Annotated in this window: 17 protein-coding genes; 8 read left to right on the forward strand and 9 right to left on the reverse strand. The window is 37.4% G+C overall.

Going from position 1 to position 19,363, the window contains the following annotated elements; translation table 11 throughout:
• Nucleotides 1-23 precede the first annotated feature (23 nt).
• Nucleotides 24-2,828 (reverse strand): DEAD/DEAH box helicase, encoded by a 2,805-nt coding sequence (locus BM018_RS02155; protein ID WP_092317992.1) that lies wholly within the window; start codon nucleotides 2,826-2,828, stop codon nucleotides 24-26.
• Between the two features lie 115 nt (nucleotides 2,829-2,943).
• On the opposite strand from BM018_RS02155, the gene BM018_RS02160 reads away from it, so the two are divergent.
• From BM018_RS02160 to BM018_RS02180, 5 genes are read left to right on the forward strand one after another with little or no spacing between them, the layout of a single operon-like run.
• Nucleotides 2,944-4,068: a M20/M25/M40 family metallo-hydrolase gene (locus BM018_RS02160; RefSeq protein WP_159428134.1), complete on the forward strand. Its 1,125-nt coding sequence runs from the start codon at nucleotides 2,944-2,946 to the stop codon at nucleotides 4,066-4,068.
• Nucleotides 4,069-4,119: 51 nt separating this feature from the next.
• The gene (gene queA / locus BM018_RS02165; protein ID WP_092317998.1) at nucleotides 4,120-5,145 is read left to right on the forward strand and encodes a tRNA preQ1(34) S-adenosylmethionine ribosyltransferase-isomerase QueA; all 1,026 of its coding nucleotides are present in this window, start codon (nucleotides 4,120-4,122) and stop codon (nucleotides 5,143-5,145) included.
• 22 nt (nucleotides 5,146-5,167) lie between these two features.
• Complete coding sequence (locus BM018_RS02170) at nucleotides 5,168-7,084, forward strand: heavy metal translocating P-type ATPase (RefSeq protein WP_159428135.1); 1,917 nt, start codon at nucleotides 5,168-5,170, stop codon at nucleotides 7,082-7,084.
• Between the two features lie 59 nt (nucleotides 7,085-7,143).
• On the forward strand, nucleotides 7,144-7,731 hold the full coding sequence (locus BM018_RS02175) for an RNA polymerase sigma factor (RefSeq protein WP_092318004.1): 588 nt from the start codon (nucleotides 7,144-7,146) through the stop codon (nucleotides 7,729-7,731).
• Nucleotides 7,724-8,002 (forward strand): hypothetical protein, encoded by a 279-nt coding sequence (locus BM018_RS02180; RefSeq protein WP_092318007.1) that lies wholly within the window; start codon nucleotides 7,724-7,726, stop codon nucleotides 8,000-8,002. Before BM018_RS02175 ends, BM018_RS02180 begins: the two co-directional genes overlap by 8 nt.
• 7 nt (nucleotides 8,003-8,009) lie before the next feature.
• On the opposite strand, the gene BM018_RS02185 is transcribed toward BM018_RS02180, so the two are convergent.
• Nucleotides 8,010-8,639, reverse strand: coding sequence for an RDD family protein (locus tag BM018_RS02185; protein ID WP_092318010.1), 630 nt, complete (start codon nucleotides 8,637-8,639; stop codon nucleotides 8,010-8,012).
• Nucleotides 8,640-8,786: 147 nt separating this feature from the next.
• On the opposite strand from BM018_RS02185, the gene BM018_RS02190 reads away from it, so the two are divergent.
• Together BM018_RS02190 and serS are read left to right on the forward strand one after the other, a co-directional pair.
• Entirely contained in the window at nucleotides 8,787-11,726 is a 2,940-nt protein-coding gene (locus tag BM018_RS02190) for a hypothetical protein (protein ID WP_143280375.1), read from the forward strand.
• Between the two features lie 16 nt (nucleotides 11,727-11,742).
• Nucleotides 11,743-13,026, forward strand: a complete 1,284-nt coding sequence (gene serS / locus BM018_RS02195) for a serine--tRNA ligase (protein ID WP_092318016.1) — start codon at nucleotides 11,743-11,745, stop codon at nucleotides 13,024-13,026.
• Here the strand turns inward: serS and BM018_RS02200 are convergent.
• The 7 genes from BM018_RS02200 to BM018_RS02230 are packed head-to-tail and all read right to left on the reverse strand — an operon-like array spanning nucleotide 12,965 to nucleotide 18,160.
• On the reverse strand, nucleotides 12,965-14,173 hold the full coding sequence (locus tag BM018_RS02200; protein ID WP_092318019.1) for a M20 metallopeptidase family protein: 1,209 nt from the start codon (nucleotides 14,171-14,173) through the stop codon (nucleotides 12,965-12,967). The genes serS and BM018_RS02200 overlap by 62 nt on opposite strands.
• Complete coding sequence (locus tag BM018_RS02205; protein ID WP_092318022.1) at nucleotides 14,170-15,066, reverse strand: S66 peptidase family protein; 897 nt, start codon at nucleotides 15,064-15,066, stop codon at nucleotides 14,170-14,172. Before BM018_RS02205 ends, BM018_RS02200 begins: the two co-directional genes overlap by 4 nt.
• Complete coding sequence (locus BM018_RS02210) at nucleotides 15,066-15,611, reverse strand: spore maturation protein (RefSeq protein WP_092318025.1); 546 nt, start codon at nucleotides 15,609-15,611, stop codon at nucleotides 15,066-15,068. Before BM018_RS02210 ends, BM018_RS02205 begins: the two co-directional genes overlap by 1 nt.
• A 9-nt stretch (nucleotides 15,612-15,620) precedes the next feature.
• Nucleotides 15,621-16,208 carry a nucleoside recognition domain-containing protein gene (locus tag BM018_RS02215; protein ID WP_092318028.1) on the reverse strand — a complete coding sequence of 196 codons (588 nt, stop codon included), beginning with the start codon at nucleotides 16,206-16,208 and terminating at the stop codon, nucleotides 15,621-15,623.
• Between the two features lie 18 nt (nucleotides 16,209-16,226).
• Nucleotides 16,227-16,682, reverse strand: a complete 456-nt coding sequence (gene rsfS / locus BM018_RS02220; RefSeq protein WP_092318031.1) for a ribosome silencing factor — start codon at nucleotides 16,680-16,682, stop codon at nucleotides 16,227-16,229.
• On the reverse strand, nucleotides 16,679-17,509 hold the full coding sequence (locus BM018_RS02225; RefSeq protein ID WP_092318034.1) for a hypothetical protein: 831 nt from the start codon (nucleotides 17,507-17,509) through the stop codon (nucleotides 16,679-16,681). The genes rsfS and BM018_RS02225 overlap by 4 nt, the downstream gene beginning before the upstream one ends.
• 9 nt (nucleotides 17,510-17,518) lie before the next feature.
• Nucleotides 17,519-18,160, reverse strand: a complete 642-nt coding sequence (locus BM018_RS02230; RefSeq protein ID WP_092318037.1) for a LolA family protein — start codon at nucleotides 18,158-18,160, stop codon at nucleotides 17,519-17,521.
• 156 nt (nucleotides 18,161-18,316) lie between these two features.
• On the opposite strand from BM018_RS02230, the gene recA reads away from it, so the two are divergent.
• A complete protein-coding gene (gene recA, locus BM018_RS02235) occupies nucleotides 18,317-19,354 on the forward strand; it encodes a recombinase RecA (protein ID WP_327020467.1) in 1,038 nt (345 codons plus the stop codon).
• Nucleotides 19,355-19,363 lie beyond the last annotated feature (9 nt).

Consider the following 19,363-nt stretch of genomic DNA (forward strand, 5'->3'; position numbering starts at 1 on the left):
TTTGTCGGCAAAAATTTTGTTTATTAACTTTGTTCAAGGAAATCGTCACTCAACAAGGATAGTAAATCTTCCTTGGAAAATGCTCCGAAATTGGCATCTTCCTGCATGATATTTTCAAATAAAAAGTCTTTTTTCCGTTGTAAATTGTAAATTTTTTCTTCTATCGTACCTTTTGTCATCAACCGATAAACATTGACGGTTTTTTCCTGCCCAATGCGATGAGCTCGGTCTACTGCTTGATTTTCTACAGAGGGATTCCACCATGGATCAAATAAAACAACTGTATCTGCTCCCATTAAATTCAAGCCAACTCCTCCGGCTTTCAGCGAAATCAAAAATACTGGAATTTCTGCTTGGTTGAACGAATCTGCTAATTCTACTCTATGAGCTGTTTTTCCATCGATGTAGAGGTATGAAATTTGTTCTTTTTCTAATTCTTTTTTAATGAGCTGTAGCATGGATACAAATTGGCTAAAAATGAGAACACGGTGTCCAGAATCAAATGCTTCATCAAGAAGTTCCTTGAGTGCTGACATTTTAGATGAAATTATTTCGGGTTCTAAATTTTCTAGTTCGGGATAAACCAGTGCTGGATGCAATGCGATTTGTCTGAGCTTTGTGAGAGCAGAAAGAAAATCAATTTGTGATTGATTAAATCCTTTTTCCTCGATCATGGTGAAAAAATGATTTTTAATTCTTGATAAAGTTTGAATATAAAGGCTTTTTTGTTTATCTGTAAGTTCAGTAACAATAGTTTGTTCAATTTTAGGAGGCAATTCTTTGGAAACTACTGCTTTTGTTCGCCTAATAATGAACGGACTGGTCATATTATGCAGCTGTAATAAAGTATTTTTTCGTTTTTCAAGGTCAAATTGTTTTAAAGGCTCTTCGAAATCGTGAGAAAAACTCTTTGCTGATCCCAAAAATTCCGGCATTACAAAATCGAAAATGGACCAAAGTTCTGAAATATTATTTTCAAGAGGGGTTCCACTGACTGCAATTTTTGTTCGGGCTTTGATTTTTTTAACACTTTTAGAACGTTTGGATTTTTTATTTTTAATATGCTGAGCTTCGTCGATGATAAAAAATCCAAAATTCAGATCTTTATATTGTTCTAAATCAATACCCAACATATGATAGGAAGTAATAATGATATCGGCATTTCTGCTTTTTTTTATTTTTTCTTCACGTTCCGTTTTTGTACCGTTAACAATTAGTGTTTTGAAACGGTTGGGAAAAAATTTTTCAATTTCAGCCTGCCAGTTGAAGGTAAGAGAGCTGGGCGTGACAATTAATGTTTGACCTTGTGTTTGTTGTAAGTCCAGGAATGCCAAAACTTGAAGTGTTTTTCCGAGTCCCATTTCATCAGCAAGCACGGATCCAAATCCAAAATGATGCATCAAAGATAAACGTTTAACTCCGATTTTTTGATAGTCTCGTAGAATAGTCTCTGCATATTCCGAAAGATAGATTTCCGGGACTTTGTGTTCATGAACGAAATCACGAAGCGCTTGCCATTCTGTTGGAATTTCTGCGTTGGGATAGAGCGTTAAAATCCATGGCAGAAATGAGCCTTGTACTTGGATTTCCTCGTCTTTTGGATTTTTTTTGCCAAGGCTAAGCAATTTTGCAAGATTGTCATTTTCTTCTTCAGGAAGCGCAATTAATGTGCCGTCCTTTTCGATGAAGCCTTGATGTAGTATTTTTTCTAAATCTTTCAATGATAGTTTAATAGACCGACTGTCATATGAAAAATCAATCGAGAGCCAGTCTGTGCTGCCAAACAAAGGTACTGAACTTTTATTTTTGATCACAATGGATGCTTGATCTTGAACCAAAATAAAATGAAGTTTTGTATTTTTGTTTTTACGGTAGATTTCCGTATCGTTAGAAATTTTAGGCAGATATTGCCCAAAAAGATTACTGCGGTCGCTTGTCACAATTTTATTACCTTGGATTTCCCCTAAAACGCTGTAAAAGTTTTGGAAACTTTGTTTGGTAATATTTTCAATATTGTGGTATGCGGGATGATTTTTATCTATTTTTACTAATATTTCTGTGTTTCCAAATGTTAAAGGTAATTTCTGATTAATATTTTTTTGAGTTCGTTCTAGATCTAAAAAAAAATGTTTTTTTTGATTATTTATTTCTGCTTCGATAAATAAACTAAGTTCATATTTTTTGTCGGTGGAGTAGTTAAATTCAAGTATTGGATTGATTTTTGGTGGTTCGACAATACGAGGAGCCGAGAGCATTTTTGCGAATAATTTTGGTTGTTCTTGTAATTTCCGAATGAGCATTTCTGATTCTTCCCAGCTTATGCTGTAAGAACCTTGATATAAATTTTCCAATTGTTCGGGCATAAGAAATGTGTAGACAGGGTAAAGAGTATTATTTTTAATAACATAAGGCTGGAATAGATGGGGTATCAAGAGGGAATCGTTTTTAAGCAACTGTAATGTTCCAACGGATGCGTTAAGGAATATCCGAGGACAGTATAGTCTAGGAGAGCGTTCTATCGAAATAGCCGGACTCCTGTCAATAGAAAAATAAGTAGGTACTGTTCCGATAAAATCTAGGATTTCAGATTCAAAAGGGGCATCAAAAATAATGTAATTTTTTTTTACATTTTTGAATTTTTTTTTGTAAAAATTTAAAAAACTGTGTTCATGTAAAGAAAGCTCGGGAAACTTTGAGAAAATTTGAATTGAAGAGTTTTGATTAAGCAAATCTAAAAGCTCGGGAGTGATATCAGCAGAAATCGTTATTTGTTTTATGGTTTGCCCGGAGAGTTGAGCTTGTATGTTCATACGTAATGATTTTTCCACAGATCCCTCCTTATCTTATATTATAATCAGAAAATTTCTTTTTCGCAAGCGTTCGCAATTTTGATTTTTTTGAATATTTATGTTAGAATTTTTTCAGATAAATAAAGAGGCAGTTATGTCAGAATATTTTCAAGAAAAAGTTGTTTCGTTATTTTTAGAACTTGTAAAAATTGCATCACCATCATTTGAAGAAAAACCTGTATTCGATTTCATTGAAAATCATCTCAAGGGAAAACATGCAGAAGTTCGAAGAATCTCTTACGTTTCTTCAAAATTTGACGGACGTTGTACCGAAAATATGATCATTAAACTGCCAGCAACAGATGCATCTAAAAAGTCATTATTTTTTGATGCACATGCTGATACAGTCTTGCCATGTCATAATGTTTTGCCGGTTGTTGAAGACAGCATTATCCGTTCTAGCGGTGCTACAATCTTAGGAGCTGATGATAAATGTGGCATTGCATCGATGCTGTGCGCGTTGGATATTATTTTAGAAAAAAAATTACCACATGGAGATTTAGTTTTCATTATTTCTTCTGCTGAAGAAGTTGGATTAGTCGGTGCGCAAAATATTCCTCAAGAGGAACTTTTGGGAATCGACTATGGTTTTGTATTGGACAGCGGCGGTCCTGTAGGAACCATTACCACAAAAGCGCCTTACCACTATGATTATCGTATTACAATTACAGGTCGAGCAGCTCACGCAGCAATGAATCCCGAAAAAGGTATCAATGCAATTAAACTGGCTGCTGAAATTATTATGCAGCTTCCTTCCGGGCGTTTGGCAGATGATACGGTTGCAAATGTCGGTATTGTTGAGGGTGGGCAAGCAAGGAATGTTGTGCCTGCAGAAACCTTAATTATTGGTGAATTTAGATCTTTAATCCATGAAAAATGTTTTCCGATTCGAGATCAAATTTTAGAAATTGTCGATGCAGTCAAACCGAAAGCAGTTTCGATTGAATGTATGATCAATAAAACCAATGACGGTTATAATTTTGATGAGTCGACCCCTATTGTTGAATTTGCAGCCCGTGCGTTGCGTGAAGTAGGTATTGAAGCTTCTTATGAGGCATCATGCGGTGGCACTAACGCAAATATTTATGCTGGAATGGGTATCCCGACTACCGTATTGAGTGTTGGCATGGAAGAAATTCATAGTACAAAAGAATATATCCGTATTGTGGATTTGGTTGATACGGTGAGGATCATTCTCAAAATGGTAGAATTATCATAACTCAAAACTCTTCTTTTCCAAAAAGGAGGGGGTTTTTTTTAGAGAGGATTTATGGAGTATTTTTTGGATTTTGATCTTCCTGAAAATCTCATCGCTACAAGCCCTGCTCCGGAACGTGATGGCGATCGTTTGATGCTAATAAATCACAACAAACTCAATCATTATATGTTTACAGAATTGCCGTTGTTCCTTAATGAAGGGGATGTTTTGGTAGTCAATAATAGTAAGGTTTTTAAAGCCCGTCTATCAATTCGGCTGGTCCGGAGTGATCTTGAATCAGAAATGCTGCTAATTGAAGCCGAAAATCCTTACACCTGGACAGCAATGCTGAAAAAAGCCCGACGTTTCAAGAAAGGAGATCTTATTATTGTTGCTAACTGCGTAAGGGCTAAAGTTATGGAAGTGTTAGATAGTGGTCTTCGGCGCATCCGATTTGAAGAACCTTTTAGTGCAGAAAGGGCTGATCAGATAGGTTTGGTGCCTTTGCCCCCGTATATCATCGAGCAGCGCAAAAAGCGTTCTGAAGTATTATATTCATTTCAGGACGAAGAGCGTTATCAGACATTGTTTGCTAAATATTATGGGTCGGTAGCAGCTCCAACTGCTTCGCTTCGTTTTTCTCAGAAAATCCTTGAATCCCTTAAAAATAAAGGGGTTCAGGTTGCCGAGTTGACACTTCATGTCGGATTAGGTACATTTAAACCGATGGATCAGCTTCCCGAAAATTTTAAAATGCATAAAGAAAAAATTTCTGTGCCCTATGAAACAATACAATTATGTCTGCAGGCAAAAAATAAAAAAAAACGTGTCATTGCTGCCGGAACAACAGTCTGCAGGGCTTTGGAGGCATCTGGAAATAAAGCGTTTTGTGGAGAGACTGATATTTTTATCAAACCTGGCTACCAATTTCGTATGATTGATGGCCTGATCACGAATTTTCATCTTCCTCAATCTACTTTATTACTACTTGTGCAAGCTTTCGCTGGAATTGATAACATCCGCCATGCTTATGCTGAAGCGATTCTTCAGCAGTATCGTTTTTTCAGCTACGGAGACGGAATGCTTATTTTACAATGAAAATATCCTTAAGGAGAACCTTATGAATTGTTGTTGTACAAATAATCAAAGTTGCGAACCTGAAAACCAAAATCATGAAACTCTTAAGAAAGTCTGGCCTGCAGTGCTTTCGTTTTTAATGATTGCATCCGGTATGGTAATAGAGCATTTACAGCTGGACTTTTTCCAGCCGTTTGAAGTGCGTTTGGTGTGGTATTTTGGAGCGTTTTTATTGGTAGGCCTGCCAGTAATTCGTGAAATGTTAGTTAGTATTCGTAGCCATGATTTTTTTAACGAACTTACTCTGATGGTTACGGCAACCCTAGGAGCCTTTATTATCGGAGAATTTTCCGAAGGTGCTGCTGTGATGCTTTTTTACACGGTAGGCGAATTATTTCAAGAATTGGCAGTTAACAAAGCAAAACGTAGTATTAAAGCACTTCTTGATGTACGTCCTGATGTTGCATATGTAGTGGAAAACGGTGTGATTTCTGCTCGACCTCCTCAGGAAGTGGTGATCGGTGAGATACTTGAGGTTAAAACTGGTGAACGTGCCCCCTTAGATGGGATTTTGGTGACCAATGAAGCTCTTTTTAATACGTCAGCCTTGACCGGCGAGAGTATGCCGCGTTCAATAGAAAAGGGTCAGCCTGTGCTGGCTGGTATGATTGCGTCTAATAAAACAATTACAATGCAAGTTACTAAGCTTTATGCCGACAGTACTTTGTCCCGGATTTTAGATATGGTTCAGAATGCATCCCAGCATAAAGCACCTACAGAAACTTTTATTCGTAAATTTGCGCGAATTTACACTCCCACTGTCGGAGCTTTAGCGTTGTTGATTATTGTTGTTCCTTACTTTGTTGTACCGAATTATATTTTCAAAGACTGGCTCTACAGTGCATTAATTTTTTTAGTAGTGTCGTGCCCCTGTGCGTTGGTGATTAGTGTGCCGCTGGGCTATTTTGGCGGGATAGGCCTGGCATCACGGAATGGTATTTTATTCAAAGGAGGTAATTATCTCGAAGCAATGACAAAATTAACCATATTGGTCTGTGATAAGACAGGAACAATGACGAAAGGTGTGTTTACTGTCCAAGATATCAGAACAAAAGATGTCAGCAATGAAGAATTTGTATCCATGGTGGCTTCTTTAGAGAAAAAAAGTAATCATCCTATTGCACGTGCTGTCATTGAGTATGCAGAAACTCATAATATACCGTTATTAAAGCTTTCAGAAACCGAAGAAGTGGCAGGTCATGGGCTTAAAGGATTTCTCAATGGAGTTGAATTGCTTGCTGGAAATGCAGGATTGATGAAGAAATATGGCGTTCAAATTCCAGAAGATCTTGTTAAAACAGTCAAAACAACGGTTTTTCTTGCTCGAGACGGCCAATTTTTGGGTTCGTTGGTGTTGTCTGATGAAATTAAGGAAGATGCTTTTCAGGCGGTTCAAAAGCTGCATGAATATGGGATTAAAATTGTGATGCTGTCCGGTGATAAAACTCAAATAACTCAGGAAGTTGCTCGTGAAATAGGTATTGATGAAGCTTATGGCGATTTGTTGCCTATCGATAAAGCTGATTTTGTCTCTAATTTGAAACAGGAAGGACATCAAGTAATTGCATTTGTTGGGGATGGTATTAATGATGCACCGGTATTGGCTCTCAGTGATATCGGCATTGCAATGGGAGCTATGGGGAGTGATTTGGCAATTGAAACAGCAGATATTGTTATTCAAACGGACCAACCCTCTAAAATTCCAGATGCAATTAAAGTTGCAAAATATACACGTCAGGTAGTACTTCAAAATGTTATTTTAGCATTCACTGTGAAGATTTTAGTGATGGTGTTGGGAGTTTACGGGCTAGCGACGCTTTGGGAAGCTGTTTTTGCAGATGTTGGTGTTGCTCTGCTAGCGATCCTTAACGCTGTCCGTATCCAGAATAAAAAAATATAATTTGACCTTCTAAGTGCCTTTCATTATCTTTATTATAGAAAGATTGGGAGGGCACGGAATTGGTTGCAAATCAGATTGAGGAAATTACCGAACTTGAAATTCAAAATGCTATCGAGCGCGTAAAAGATGGCGATAATGAAGCATTTAGTATAATTTACGAAGCGTATTATAAAATGGTAGTGTCAATTTTGCGTCGTATTTTGAAGCTGCCAATGAATGAGTTGGATGCTTATGTTAATGAAGCCTTTTTGCTGATCTATAAAGGCTTGAAAGGCTTTAAAGGTGATGCAAAATTTTCTACTTATGCATACCGTATTGTGTTGAATTACGCGTTTAAGGTATCGAAAAAGCGCGCTAAAGATAAGAAAAATATTGCCGTCTTCGGTGAAAATGAAGAAGGTATCGAAACAATTCCCGACTCTGGTGATACAGAAAGTAGCGTTGTTGTGCGCTCGTTTTTGGATTATGCGATCGGGTCTCTGACCAAAGATATGCAAGAAGTTATTGATCTCTATTATTATGAGCGCTATCCGATTAAGGAAATTGCTAGTATGTTAAATACTACAGAAACCGCTATCAAAAACCGCTTGTATCAAGCACGTTCAAAAATTAAAAAGCTTATGACCGAAGGAGTCTATCATGCATAACAAAGAATACCGGCTGATCGACCATACTATGGACGAACTGCTAAAAGAATTTTATCGTAATCATCACAGTGATATACCTGCTCCTACTGAAGAACAGAAAAGATATATGGTTCATACGATACATAATCATAAGCGCAACCAAAAAATGGTGAAACATATTATTATTGGTTCAGCTCTGATAGCAGCAGGTATTTTAGGTTTGACATCGGCAGCTGTGGTAGAACAGTTTACAGAAGAAAGCGAAATTGGTATTTCGATTCCTTTGGACTAATATTTTGTTAATGATTCTCTATATTTTCTGCAGCTTTTCCATTTTCGGGTTTCTCAAAGATAATATTTTGCCAGTCTTTATTTTCTATGACTACCGAATTTGATATTTTATCATGAAAATACTGCTTATAAATAGGATTAATCATGAAAAGTGCCGGTATGCCATAACACATTTCAATAATTTTCAGACCTAACGATCTCATAATACTGGAGGCTAAGAAAATTGGTTCTCCGTTAACGGAAATAACCTTAATGTTGAGTAATTTAGCACCGAGAGTTTGACCCGTACCCATCCAAAATAAAGCATAATAAATAATCGATACTACATTGTAAAATACGAATACTAAATAAAAATACTGTGTGAAAATATAATGTTGTAAGTAAAGCATATTTTGAACAGCAACTGGGCTGGCTTGAATGATTTCGAGTTTATCTTTAAAGAGTCCTTCTTTGATGATATATTCCATAGCTCCATGCTGTTCGATGTAGTTAAATACCAGAGAAAATTCGCGGCCGTATGTGCTGATAATGAGGAAAATCACCAGTATATGCAGAAAAGTAAGATCAACTAAATAAGCAATAAGTCGTTTCCAAGCAGGTGCAAGACTGAGGATTTGAGGATAAAATTCAGTTTTCATGAAAGCTCCTTAAAATATTTTAAATTATAGGGAAAAAATGCATTTAAATCAATTTCCGAACCGAAAATAATTCTTTGCCCGCATTTGAAATATTTTGTGTTTGGCGTTATAATGTATGCAGTAATCACTGGGAGCGGAATCGTTTTTATGGAGATATGGGTAGTAGTTGCTGCTCTTTTTCTTTTCAGCGGGTTGATGTTTTACTTCAGACTGACCGATGCGCGTAATGTGTCGGTCCGTGAGCTGCAGCATTACATCAGGCAGGCAGAAAAAAAAGTCGAGCAATTTGTGCGCAAAAAAGAAAAGGATTTTCAAGATAAAATGATTGCTTCAGAAATTGTCGTTGATCGTATGAATAGACTGGCACAAACTTTACAGGAAAAAGTTGATATTTTTGACCAGGACCTTGCTGAAGGTCAGGAACTATTTGAAGCACTGCGTTTGGAGTCAGGTGATGTTAGTCATACGTTGGCTGAATACAAACGTATCCGTGCTGAATTTATCGATATTGAAGACAGAATTATACAAATTCTCAACATGAAAGATCATGCAGAAAGCGGACGCCGTGAGCTCGATACGTTACATCAGGAAATGCAACACTTTCGTGACGATTATCATAATACCATTGCTGGTCTTAAAGATAACAGTGAACAGGAATTAAAAACTTTTTTTGCCAACATGCAAAAAGATTTGACATCATATTTGGAACAAGCCCGCGAGCATCTTCGAGAAAAAGACCATCAAATTGCCGAACAAATGCAGGAATTCAGTGCGCGTTCGGAATTGATTTTTGGTCAGATCAATGATTTAAAAGCATTTAGTGAAGCTAGCATCGATAATCTGAAAGATAGTTTTGAAGTTGATTTGGCCCATGCGCGTACAATGGCTCAGACGAATATTGAAGAAGTTTATGACATGTGGGCAGGCCTTCGTGAGAAGGTTGAAGAAGAAAAAATTATGATGGAAACTAATTTGCAGGAAAAAGATGAGTTTTTCCGTCTTGCGAAAGCCAAGCTTCGAGAAGAAATGGATCAGGTTAGTGAAAACATTGATACAGTGCTTCAGGAAAGACTGCAATATTTGGAAAACAGTGTGAGCTATTTATCACGTGATTTGGAATTATTAGGCAGTAGCCTTAAAATAAACATAGAAAAAAATCTCGACGATAAAATCGATACCGTAAAAAGCGAATTAGATCGTATTCATAGTGCGTTTATTGCGCAAGAAGAGTTCCTGGAAAACGAATTTAAACAGTTATCTCAGCGTTTTTCTGAGCAGATATCTAATCAGGAAAAAGAAGTACAGATTAATTTGAAAGAACTCCAAACATCGGTGCATAGTACAAAAGATCTCGCCGATGATATATTAAAACAGTCTCAAGAAAAAATTCTTGAAAAAATTAAGGAATTTGAAGAATTTGTGCGCCAAAAAGCTCAAGAAAATATGCAGCGTATTGAGGACAGCTTTCGTGAAGAAAATCAGGAACGTATGTTCCAAAGCATCAGCGAAATAACAAAAACTCTAGAAGTCGAATATCAGAAAAAATATCAGAAAATTATTGATGCTATTGCTCAAAAATCTGAAGACTTATCAGAGTTGGTATCTCAAAAAATTGATGCTATCAGCTTGTTAGACAGGCAATTAGAAGATATTCTTCACCGTTTTGACAGCGAAAAAGAAAAAATTATTTTAATGGGTGAAGAACTCCAGAAAGATAGAGAACAAAATATTATTACCATTAAACAGCAAATGGAAGAGACAGCACAGCACCTGCAAAATGAATTGCAAGTGAATATTCAAGTTTTTTTTGATGAAGGCACGGAAACATATCGCCGTGATCGTGAAATTTGGCAGGAACATTTTGATGACACGCTGGGTGAAGCGCGTTCGGCCTATCAAAATATTCAAAACGATATCGACGAAATCAAGCATATGATGCGTGATATAGAAACATCGTCTCTAAACAATTTAAAGTCTGAATCTTTGCGCCTTACTGAGGAAACAGAACGCCGTATTGATGAGCTTAAAAAATATACCGATAATTTTCTCCGCAGCAATAAGGATGATTTTATGCATCATGTGGAACAGGCAAAGTCGGATATGAAAAATATCAAACAGGAGTTGTGGGATCAAGAGAGGCTTGTCAGAGACCAGGTTAATAAAGAATTCGAACGGTTGAGTGGCAGAGTTCGAGATGTTGATAAAAATTTCCACAGCCTTATGAAAAAAACCGAAATGCTTGAGCGGGCCGAAAACCTTGCAGCAAAACTCAGTGGGCGCTTGCAAGAGATCGAAGCAATCCGTAAAGAAATGAATACTCTTGTGCATACATTTAAGGATTCTCATATCAAGAGCCAAGAAACAATTGACGATCTTCGCAAATATAATGATGTTGTGGAAAGTAATATTCAACGTCTTGATGAGAAGTCGATCGAAGCGTCGAATATTCAGGATTTTTTAGTTTCTGTCATGGATGAAGCAAAGGAAACAGCAAAAATTTTTCAGGTACTCAAGGAAGAACAAGATCATGCTCGTGAAATACAAGAACTTTTAATGAGAAACTTAGCATCGTATAATGATTTGCAGGAGTCGCTTGCAGTTCTTGAAGATAGAAAGATCGTTGTTGAGGAGATGTTGAAAAATATCGATCAAATTTCGCGGCTCGGTGAAAGTACAGAAGATTTAATTAGCCGTTTGGATGCGATTGACCTCTTCTCTGGAGAACTTCAGAATAAATTAGCCTTGATTCAAGGAGAAATGCATCAGCTTGCTGGGGATCAAACACAGGTTCGTAATGCTGTATCCAAGCTTAGCGAGCTCGAACATGTAACAGCTCATATTGATGAAGAAATGAAGCGCTTGGATAAAATGCGTGAGTGGGTTGCTAAAGCCATTAATAATATAGAACGGGTCGGAGCCGCGACAGGTGTTGGTAGTCCTGGCAATGGCAAGCTCGAATTAGGAGATGAAGCAATTAAAAATATTGTACGACTTCATGAACAAAATTGGAGTGTTAGTGATATTGCTAAAAATCTTAAAGTATCACCTACTTGGGTGGAATTGATTTTAGAGCGTTATCGTTCGTAGCTTAGGAGGAGAATTCATGCTGGATATCAACAAATTATCTCAGAATATGGAGCAAATAAAAGAACTATTAAAATACCGGATCGAAGATGTCAAGTTAATAGATAATGTTATTGAAGAGAATGAAAACCGAAAGCGTTTGCAGACAAAAGCTGACCAATATCGCAAGAAAAGGAATGAATTAGTAAAACAAGTGGGCATAGCGAAAGCTCAAAGTGATGAATTGTCTATTAAAGGTCTATTGGAAGAGGTAAATAGTCTGCAGTCGGATCTTGAAGATCTTGAAGCCCAACAACACCAGTACGAAAATAGTGTAAAAGATATGTTATCAAGAATTCCTAATATTCCTGATGATGATGTTCCTGTTGGTGTAGATGAATTATCGAATCGCGAGCTTAAAAGATGGGGAGAAATTCGAGATTTTGATTTTGAACCCCGAAGCCATGATGAAATTTTAACAATTCTTAACATGTGGGAACCAGAACGAGCAGCAAAAATTTCCGGTCGGGGATTTCCATTGTTGCGTAATTGGGGAGCTCGGCTTGAAACTGCATTGATAAATTTTATGCTAGATCATAATATTTCAGCTGGCACCGAACAAATATGGTTGCCTTTTGCGGTGTCTTCTGCTGCTTTATATGGTACAGGAAATCTTCCAAAATTTGGTGAAGATTTATTCAAAATTCAAGATAGTGATTTATATTTGAATCCTACTGCCGAAGTAGCTTTGACAAATATTTACCGTGAAGATATTATTGATGGTAATAAACTTCCTTTTCGATTTACAGCATTTTCACCTTCTTTCCGAAAGGAAGCAGGAGCTTATGGGCGCGAAACAAAGGGATTAATTAGAGTCCACCAATTTAATAAAGTAGAATTAGTAACAGTCTGCCGTCCGGGAGAGTCCGATGCAGAACATCAGTGCATGCTTGAAACATCTGAAGCAATTTTGCAAAAATTAGGGCTTCCTTATCGTGTAGTAATGTTAAGTCAAGGAGATATGGGGTTTTCGGCTGCTAAGACTTTTGACATAGAAGTCTGGCTGCCTTCTTTAAGATCATATCGTGAGATTGCTTCTATTTCCAATATGCGTGATTTTCAAGCTCGGCGTGCGCAAATTAAATTTAAATCACCTGATGCGAAAAAAAATGAATTTGTTCATACTTTGAATGGATCTGCATTAGCAGTAGGACGTACGATGGTAGCTTTGCTCGAAAATTACCAACAAGAAGACGGTTCTATCAAAATTCCGGATGTGTTAGTTCCTTACCTGAAGAGCGAAAGTATTCCGTTGCACTCTTAATATTGAGAATATGCATTGCAACTCCAAGAATAAGAGCATCTTCGTCAATATCGAAATATTTATTATGTCCAGGTGCTGTAATATTTTTTTTTGGATTGCCTACTCCTAAGTGAAAAAAAGCACCGGGGACTTTTTCCAAATAATAGGCAAAATCTTCCACTCCCATATTTGGAGCCTTTTTTTCATAAACTGAGTTATTTCCTAGTAATTTGATTGCATTATCTTTAACAATATCAACTGCAAAATTATGATTAATTAATGACGTATATCCCGGCTGGCAGGTATATTCCCCATGTCCGCCGAAAGCTTTAGGGAGAGTTTCAACAATATCACGAACCTTTTCATTTACAGTTGCTCTTACTTTGGGACATAAGGTTCGAATAGTTCCTTCGATAACAACTTCATCAGCAACAATATTTCGAGCGGTACCTCCCGAAATAACCCCTAAACTTAATACAGCTGTTTCGCGGGCATCGGTATTACGGCTAATAACTGTCTGCAAAGCATTAATTACTTGAGCTGCGATTACTATGGCATCTACTGTATCCGCTGGGTAAGCACCGTGTCCACTTTTTCCTGAAATTTTGATGGTAATCATATCGGATGAAGCATTTAATGCTCCGTATTTTATGCCGATTTTACCTGTTTCAAGGCTGGAATCGACATGCAATCCAAAAATACCATTTATTCCGTCTAAAACTCCTTGATGAATCATTCTTTCGGCGCCGCCTATTGTTTCCTCTGCCGGCTGGAAAATTAAACGAATCTCACAAGGAGCTTCTACCAAACCTGAGGAAAATGCTTTTGCTGTACCCAGTAAGATTGTTGTATGTGCATCATGTCCACATGCATGCATCACACCTTCAACTGTCGAACGGTAACTGCAGATTTTTGCATCCTGGATCGGCAAGGCATCTATATCAGCCCTTAATGCAATATTAATGTTAGAAGAAATTCCCGAAATGTTCCCAATAATGCCTGTACAAGCAATGCCTGTTTGATAGGGAATATTCATTTCTGACAGATATTGCTGAATTTTTTTGCTTGTTCGAAATTCTTTTTCGCTTAACTCCGGGTGCCGGTGAAAGTCACGCCTGACATCAATAAGCCAATTTTGGATCGGTTTCAGTGAGTTTAATAAAGTCATCGAACTGCGTTTCCTATTAAAGTGAGTGTTTTAGATTGAGTATCCAACAAAACTTCTGTACCGAATGGTAGGCTTAAATTTGGAGTACAGTGCCCAACTGCAGCATTGTAAACAACAGGAATATTGAAACGAGAAAATTTTTCCTCGAAAATTTCCTGAAGCGATAATTCATTTCCTGATGAATTGCAGTTTTTGAAGTTTCCAAGAATAATTCCTTTCAATCCTTGAAGTCGGCCCATTAAAAGGAGCTGAGTTAACATTCGGTCAATACGATAACTTGCTTCCCCGATATCTTCAAGGAATAAAATTTTTCCCTTAAAATCAACATCATATTTTGTACCTAGTCCGGACATCAAAACAGTTAAATTGCCTCCAATCAAGACGCCTTTTGCTGTACCATTCTTAAGAATATTAAGTTCAGACAATAAAGTTTTAGTTTGGCCTCCCATTAAAGAAAATAATGATTGTGCTGTTATGTCGTCTTTTTGAGCAAAATTACTAATAGCCATAGGACCATGAATTGTTTGAAGTTGCGCTTGAGAAAAAAATGCCATATGCAGCGATGTAATATCACTAAAACCGATGAAAATTTTGGAATTTTTTTTGATAACAGAATAGTCAATCTGGTCTAGAATACGAATGCTTCCAAATCCACCTCTCATGGCCATAATAGCATTAATAGAATTATCAGCAAATAATCTATTAAGAGCTTTTGCTCTTTCTTGATCGGATCCTGCAAAACCATGCCAATTGAGGAAACAAGTTGGATCTATCTCAACATCGTAGCCATAATTTTTAATATTTGTAACTGCTTGATCCAAAAGATTTTTATCACCTGCACTGGCTAATCCAACAATAGCAATTTTTCCACCTTTGCGGAGCTTGGCCGGCATTATTTGGCACCAAACATAATATTAGTAATAATGACAGCAGCAATCATCCCTGCTAAATCGGCAACTAAGCCTGTAGCAACAGCGTGTCTGGATTTTTGTACACCCACTGCTCCGAAGTATACTGCTAGAACATAAAGAGTTGTTTCTGTGGATCCCTGCATAATGGAAGCCATACGTCCAATGTAGCTGTCGGGACCATATGTGGCAAATAAGTCAGTTAATACTCCCGCAGAACCTCCACCTGACAGGGGTTTAAGGACAGCGAGTGGGAGAATTTCAGCTGGCGCACCCAACGGTGCCAACAACGGTGCGAAAAATTGAACCATCAGATCAATAGCTCCAGATTTACGCAAAATCCCAATAGCAACCAACATTCCAACTAAAAAAGGAATTATTCTTACTGCAGTTTCGAAACCGTCTTTTGCGCCATCGCAGAATACTTCATAAACTTTTATTTTTTTCACAAAAAAAGCATAGGATGGAATCAATACTATCATTGTCGGAATCGCATATGCAGAAATTTTTGTCATAATTGTCATAAACATTGGCAGCTCCTAATCCTTAAAAATGGATAATCTCTGAAAAAACATTGCTGCTAAAACGGCTGTTAATGTTGAGATCGAGGTGGCAATTATTGTAGGGCCAACAATTTCCGCTGGATTCGAAGAGTGTGCTGCTGCTCGGTATGCAACTACACTTGATGAAATCAGGGTCACAGAGGATGTGTTGATTCCTAAGAACATAACCATAGAATTTGTTGCTTTATCTTTTTCTTTGTTGAGAGTCTGCAAATCTTGCATTGCTTTGATTCCAAGCGGTGTTGCTGCATTACCCAGCCCAAAAAAATTAGCTGCTAAGTTTGCTGTAATGCTTCCCATTGCCGGATGATTGTCAGGAATTTCGGGAAATATTTTCTTTAGTAAAGGCTGGATTAATTTGCCAAGCCCGCTAATAATACCTGCTTCTTTAGCAATACGCATCAAACCTAACCATAATGCCATAGTACCTACCAATCCGATAGCAATTTCGACAGAAATTTTAGCGTACTCAATAGCTGCATCCGTAATGGCATTGATCGTCCCGTTTGCTATCGATACTGATATTCCTGTGATAATAAAAAATAACCAAATACCGTTAATCATTGATGCCTCCTGAAGGGTTTATAATTCATCCTCATTAAAGATATCTAATGAATCCTTGAGTTTTCTGAGCTGTTTATGGGTTAGGGGAGCTGGAGACCCATCGTTAAGGTCTTCGCTTGAAAAATCAGGAATGTTCCTGATTTGTTTGATATTTGACATCAAGCTGTCGAGATCATAAAAATCACGTTTCTCTGGAACAAGAATATGTACTACTAAATCAGAAAAATCCATAGCTAACCAGCCTTCAGAGTAATCTTCGGTAGGGTTTTGAAGTTTGAAACCAGCTTGCTTTGCAATTTGTGAAAGGCTTCTTCGTGCTGCTTCCAGCTGAAGAAAATGATCAGCCGTTGCAATTACTACAACGTCAGTTAATGGACTAATCCCTTTAACATCGTAAATAATTATATCTGTCATTGTTAGACGTTCACATTCTTTTTTGAGTTGTTCACTTAGGACTTGAAGCTCCTGTGTCATAGATCCACCCCAAAACGTGTGCTGATATTACTGAGTGTTCTTTCTCGTATATCAGGATCCATTTCTGGTAAAATAACGTTTTTAATAATTTCTAATAATTTTTCGTCGGAAATACTGAAAAATTGTGTACGTTCAATGATATTTTTCCATTCTAAGCTATCTTTTTCTGCTTGTTTTCGGGTTGGAACACGCCGTGATTTTTTATTTTTTTCAATAGAAGATAAATTTTGTATTGTTCGGTTGAAATCACCTGCCATAAAATCAGATAGTGCCCCATACTTTGCAAGAAATGCCAATAAATCGTAAACAACAGGAAAAACTATGGCTGGTAAAGATATTGTTCGGTAGTAATTAAGTATCTGTATATCGTTGAATCCGGTCATTCCATAATTTTTTTTCGCATCTTCGATAATTTTTATTATTTTTTTGTTGCTAGAGAAGGGATTATCTTTAAATTGTCTATTTTCTGCAAGAAAAATATCTAACTCATCAGGTGAAAGGTTTTTCATAAAATCATGGTAAGAAAATTTTGCAAGATCTTTCAAAAGTACGTGATAGTAGAAATGAGCTGTTTGAGTGCCGTCAAAACTCATAATAGCTTCGGCAATACGGAGTTCTCTCATTTTTTTTGCAAAAAAGGGATCAAGTTTTTCTTTGTTATCTATAATTGCACCGAGTTCATTTGTGTTGTTCGAAGCAAAAAGTTGGTCTTCTTCATCCGAAAGCAAAGTCATCCAAGGATTCATACGCTGCTGGAGTCGGTAAATTTCTCCTTGAATAGCGCAACCTGACGACAACAGTAGTAAAATTAAAAATTTTATTTTCATAACGGTGTCCTAATTAAAAATATTATCGTAAATTTGCGAATCTTCGGTGGTCTCAACAAGAAAAAGTTTTTGGTCGTATTCCTGATTGAATTCATTATACGATATTGATAGTTCTGTTTTGATGCCGACACGTGATATTCCGCTAATCTGCCTAATAAGGCCGCTTTTTTCAGCGATAAGCTCGATACGCCGAAAGCTAGTAGTATTTTTTTTAGGTTCAAGAATGATTTTATAAGCCGGCATCGAACCATACATGATTTCAAGACCGGTATCAGGAGCAGTTGGGGTGTATTGTGAGATCAAACGTTTAATGTTCCAGGCACCAAGAGGATTTGCGACTGTTTCCAGGGATTGCCGTCCAATAATGTCACCGTCAATAATCCATAAAAATCTGCTGTCTGAAATAATTTTTTGATTTTGGGGATCGTTTGCTGTCCCAAACTGCATTACTAATTTATCAGGTACTGCATAAATAATGGTTCCTGATTGGGTTCGATTGTTTTTTTTGTATACAAAACGTCCCGAGAAACTTTTGTATTTTGCCGAATGTTTGTCAATAATGTCAGCAACAGACGATGCGTTGAACACCGTGATACTCTGTCCGAAAGCCGGTTGTAAAAATAATAAGACGATCATCGGGAAAAAACGCATAAATCCTCCAGATTTTTTTATGAACTTGATTATTATAAGTGAATTTTTTTTTAATCGCAAGTTTTAAATTATCAGAAATAGAGGTTTTCGTTTGAAGAATTCTTGCGCTATTTTGGAGAATCATGTATAATATATTTAATTAAATAGGGGTACATGATGAGCGAAATGAAAGAACCAAAAATAAAAGAAACAGCAGTAGAAAACAATAGTGCAGATAAGAAAAAAGCTCTTGATGCAACTATAGGTCAGCTAGAAAAACAATATGGCAAAGGCGCAGTAATGCGTTTGGGTGCTCGTGAAATTGAAAAGGTTCCAGTGATTCCGACTGGCGCTTTAACATTGGATTTGGCATTGGGAGTTGGAGGGATTCCTTACGGACGTATTACAGAGATCTACGGACCAGAGGCTTCAGGAAAAACTACCCTTACCCTGAGTATTATTGCGGAAGCTCAAGAACAAGGTTCGACATGTGCATTCATTGATGCTGAGCATGCGCTTGATGCCGAGTATGCGAAAAATATCGGTGTTAATATTGATGATTTGTTAATTTCGCAACCTGATAACGGTGAACAGGCATTGGAGATTGCTGAAGCATTGGTCCGGAGCGGGGCGGTTGAGTTAATTGTGATTGATTCGGTTGCAGCACTGGTTCCAAAAAACGAAATTGAAGGCAATATGGGAGACTCAGTAATGGGTATGCAAGCCCGTCTGATGAGCCAAGCACTCCGCAAGTTGACGCACATTGTGAGCAAAGCTAATTGTGCTATTATTTTTATCAATCAAATCCGTATGAAAATTGGCGTTATTTACGGAAGCCCAGAAACAACAACCGGCGGTATGGCATTGAAATTTTATTCATCGGTGAGAATTGAGGTCCGGCGTAAAGAGGCGCTCAAGCGTGGCGAAACAATTATCGGCAATCTCGTTTCTGTTAAAGTAATTAAGAATAAAATGGCTCCTCCTCATAAAACCGCTACCTTTGAAATTCGTTTTGGTGAGGGTATTTCTAGTGTGGCTTGTATTGTCGATGCGGCTTCGGAATTGGGTGTTATCGAGCGGAAAGGTTCTTGGTATTATCAGGGTGAAGAGCGTATTGCGCAAGGCCGTGATAGTGTTATTCAGGCTTTAGAATCAGATCCAGAAAAACTCCAAAAAATTGATCTTTTAGTGCGGGAAAAGCTTGCAAATCAATAACAAGGAAGC

The organism is Brevinema andersonii, from assembly GCF_900112165.1.
GTDB lineage: Bacteria > Spirochaetota > Brevinematia > Brevinematales > Brevinemataceae > Brevinema > Brevinema andersonii.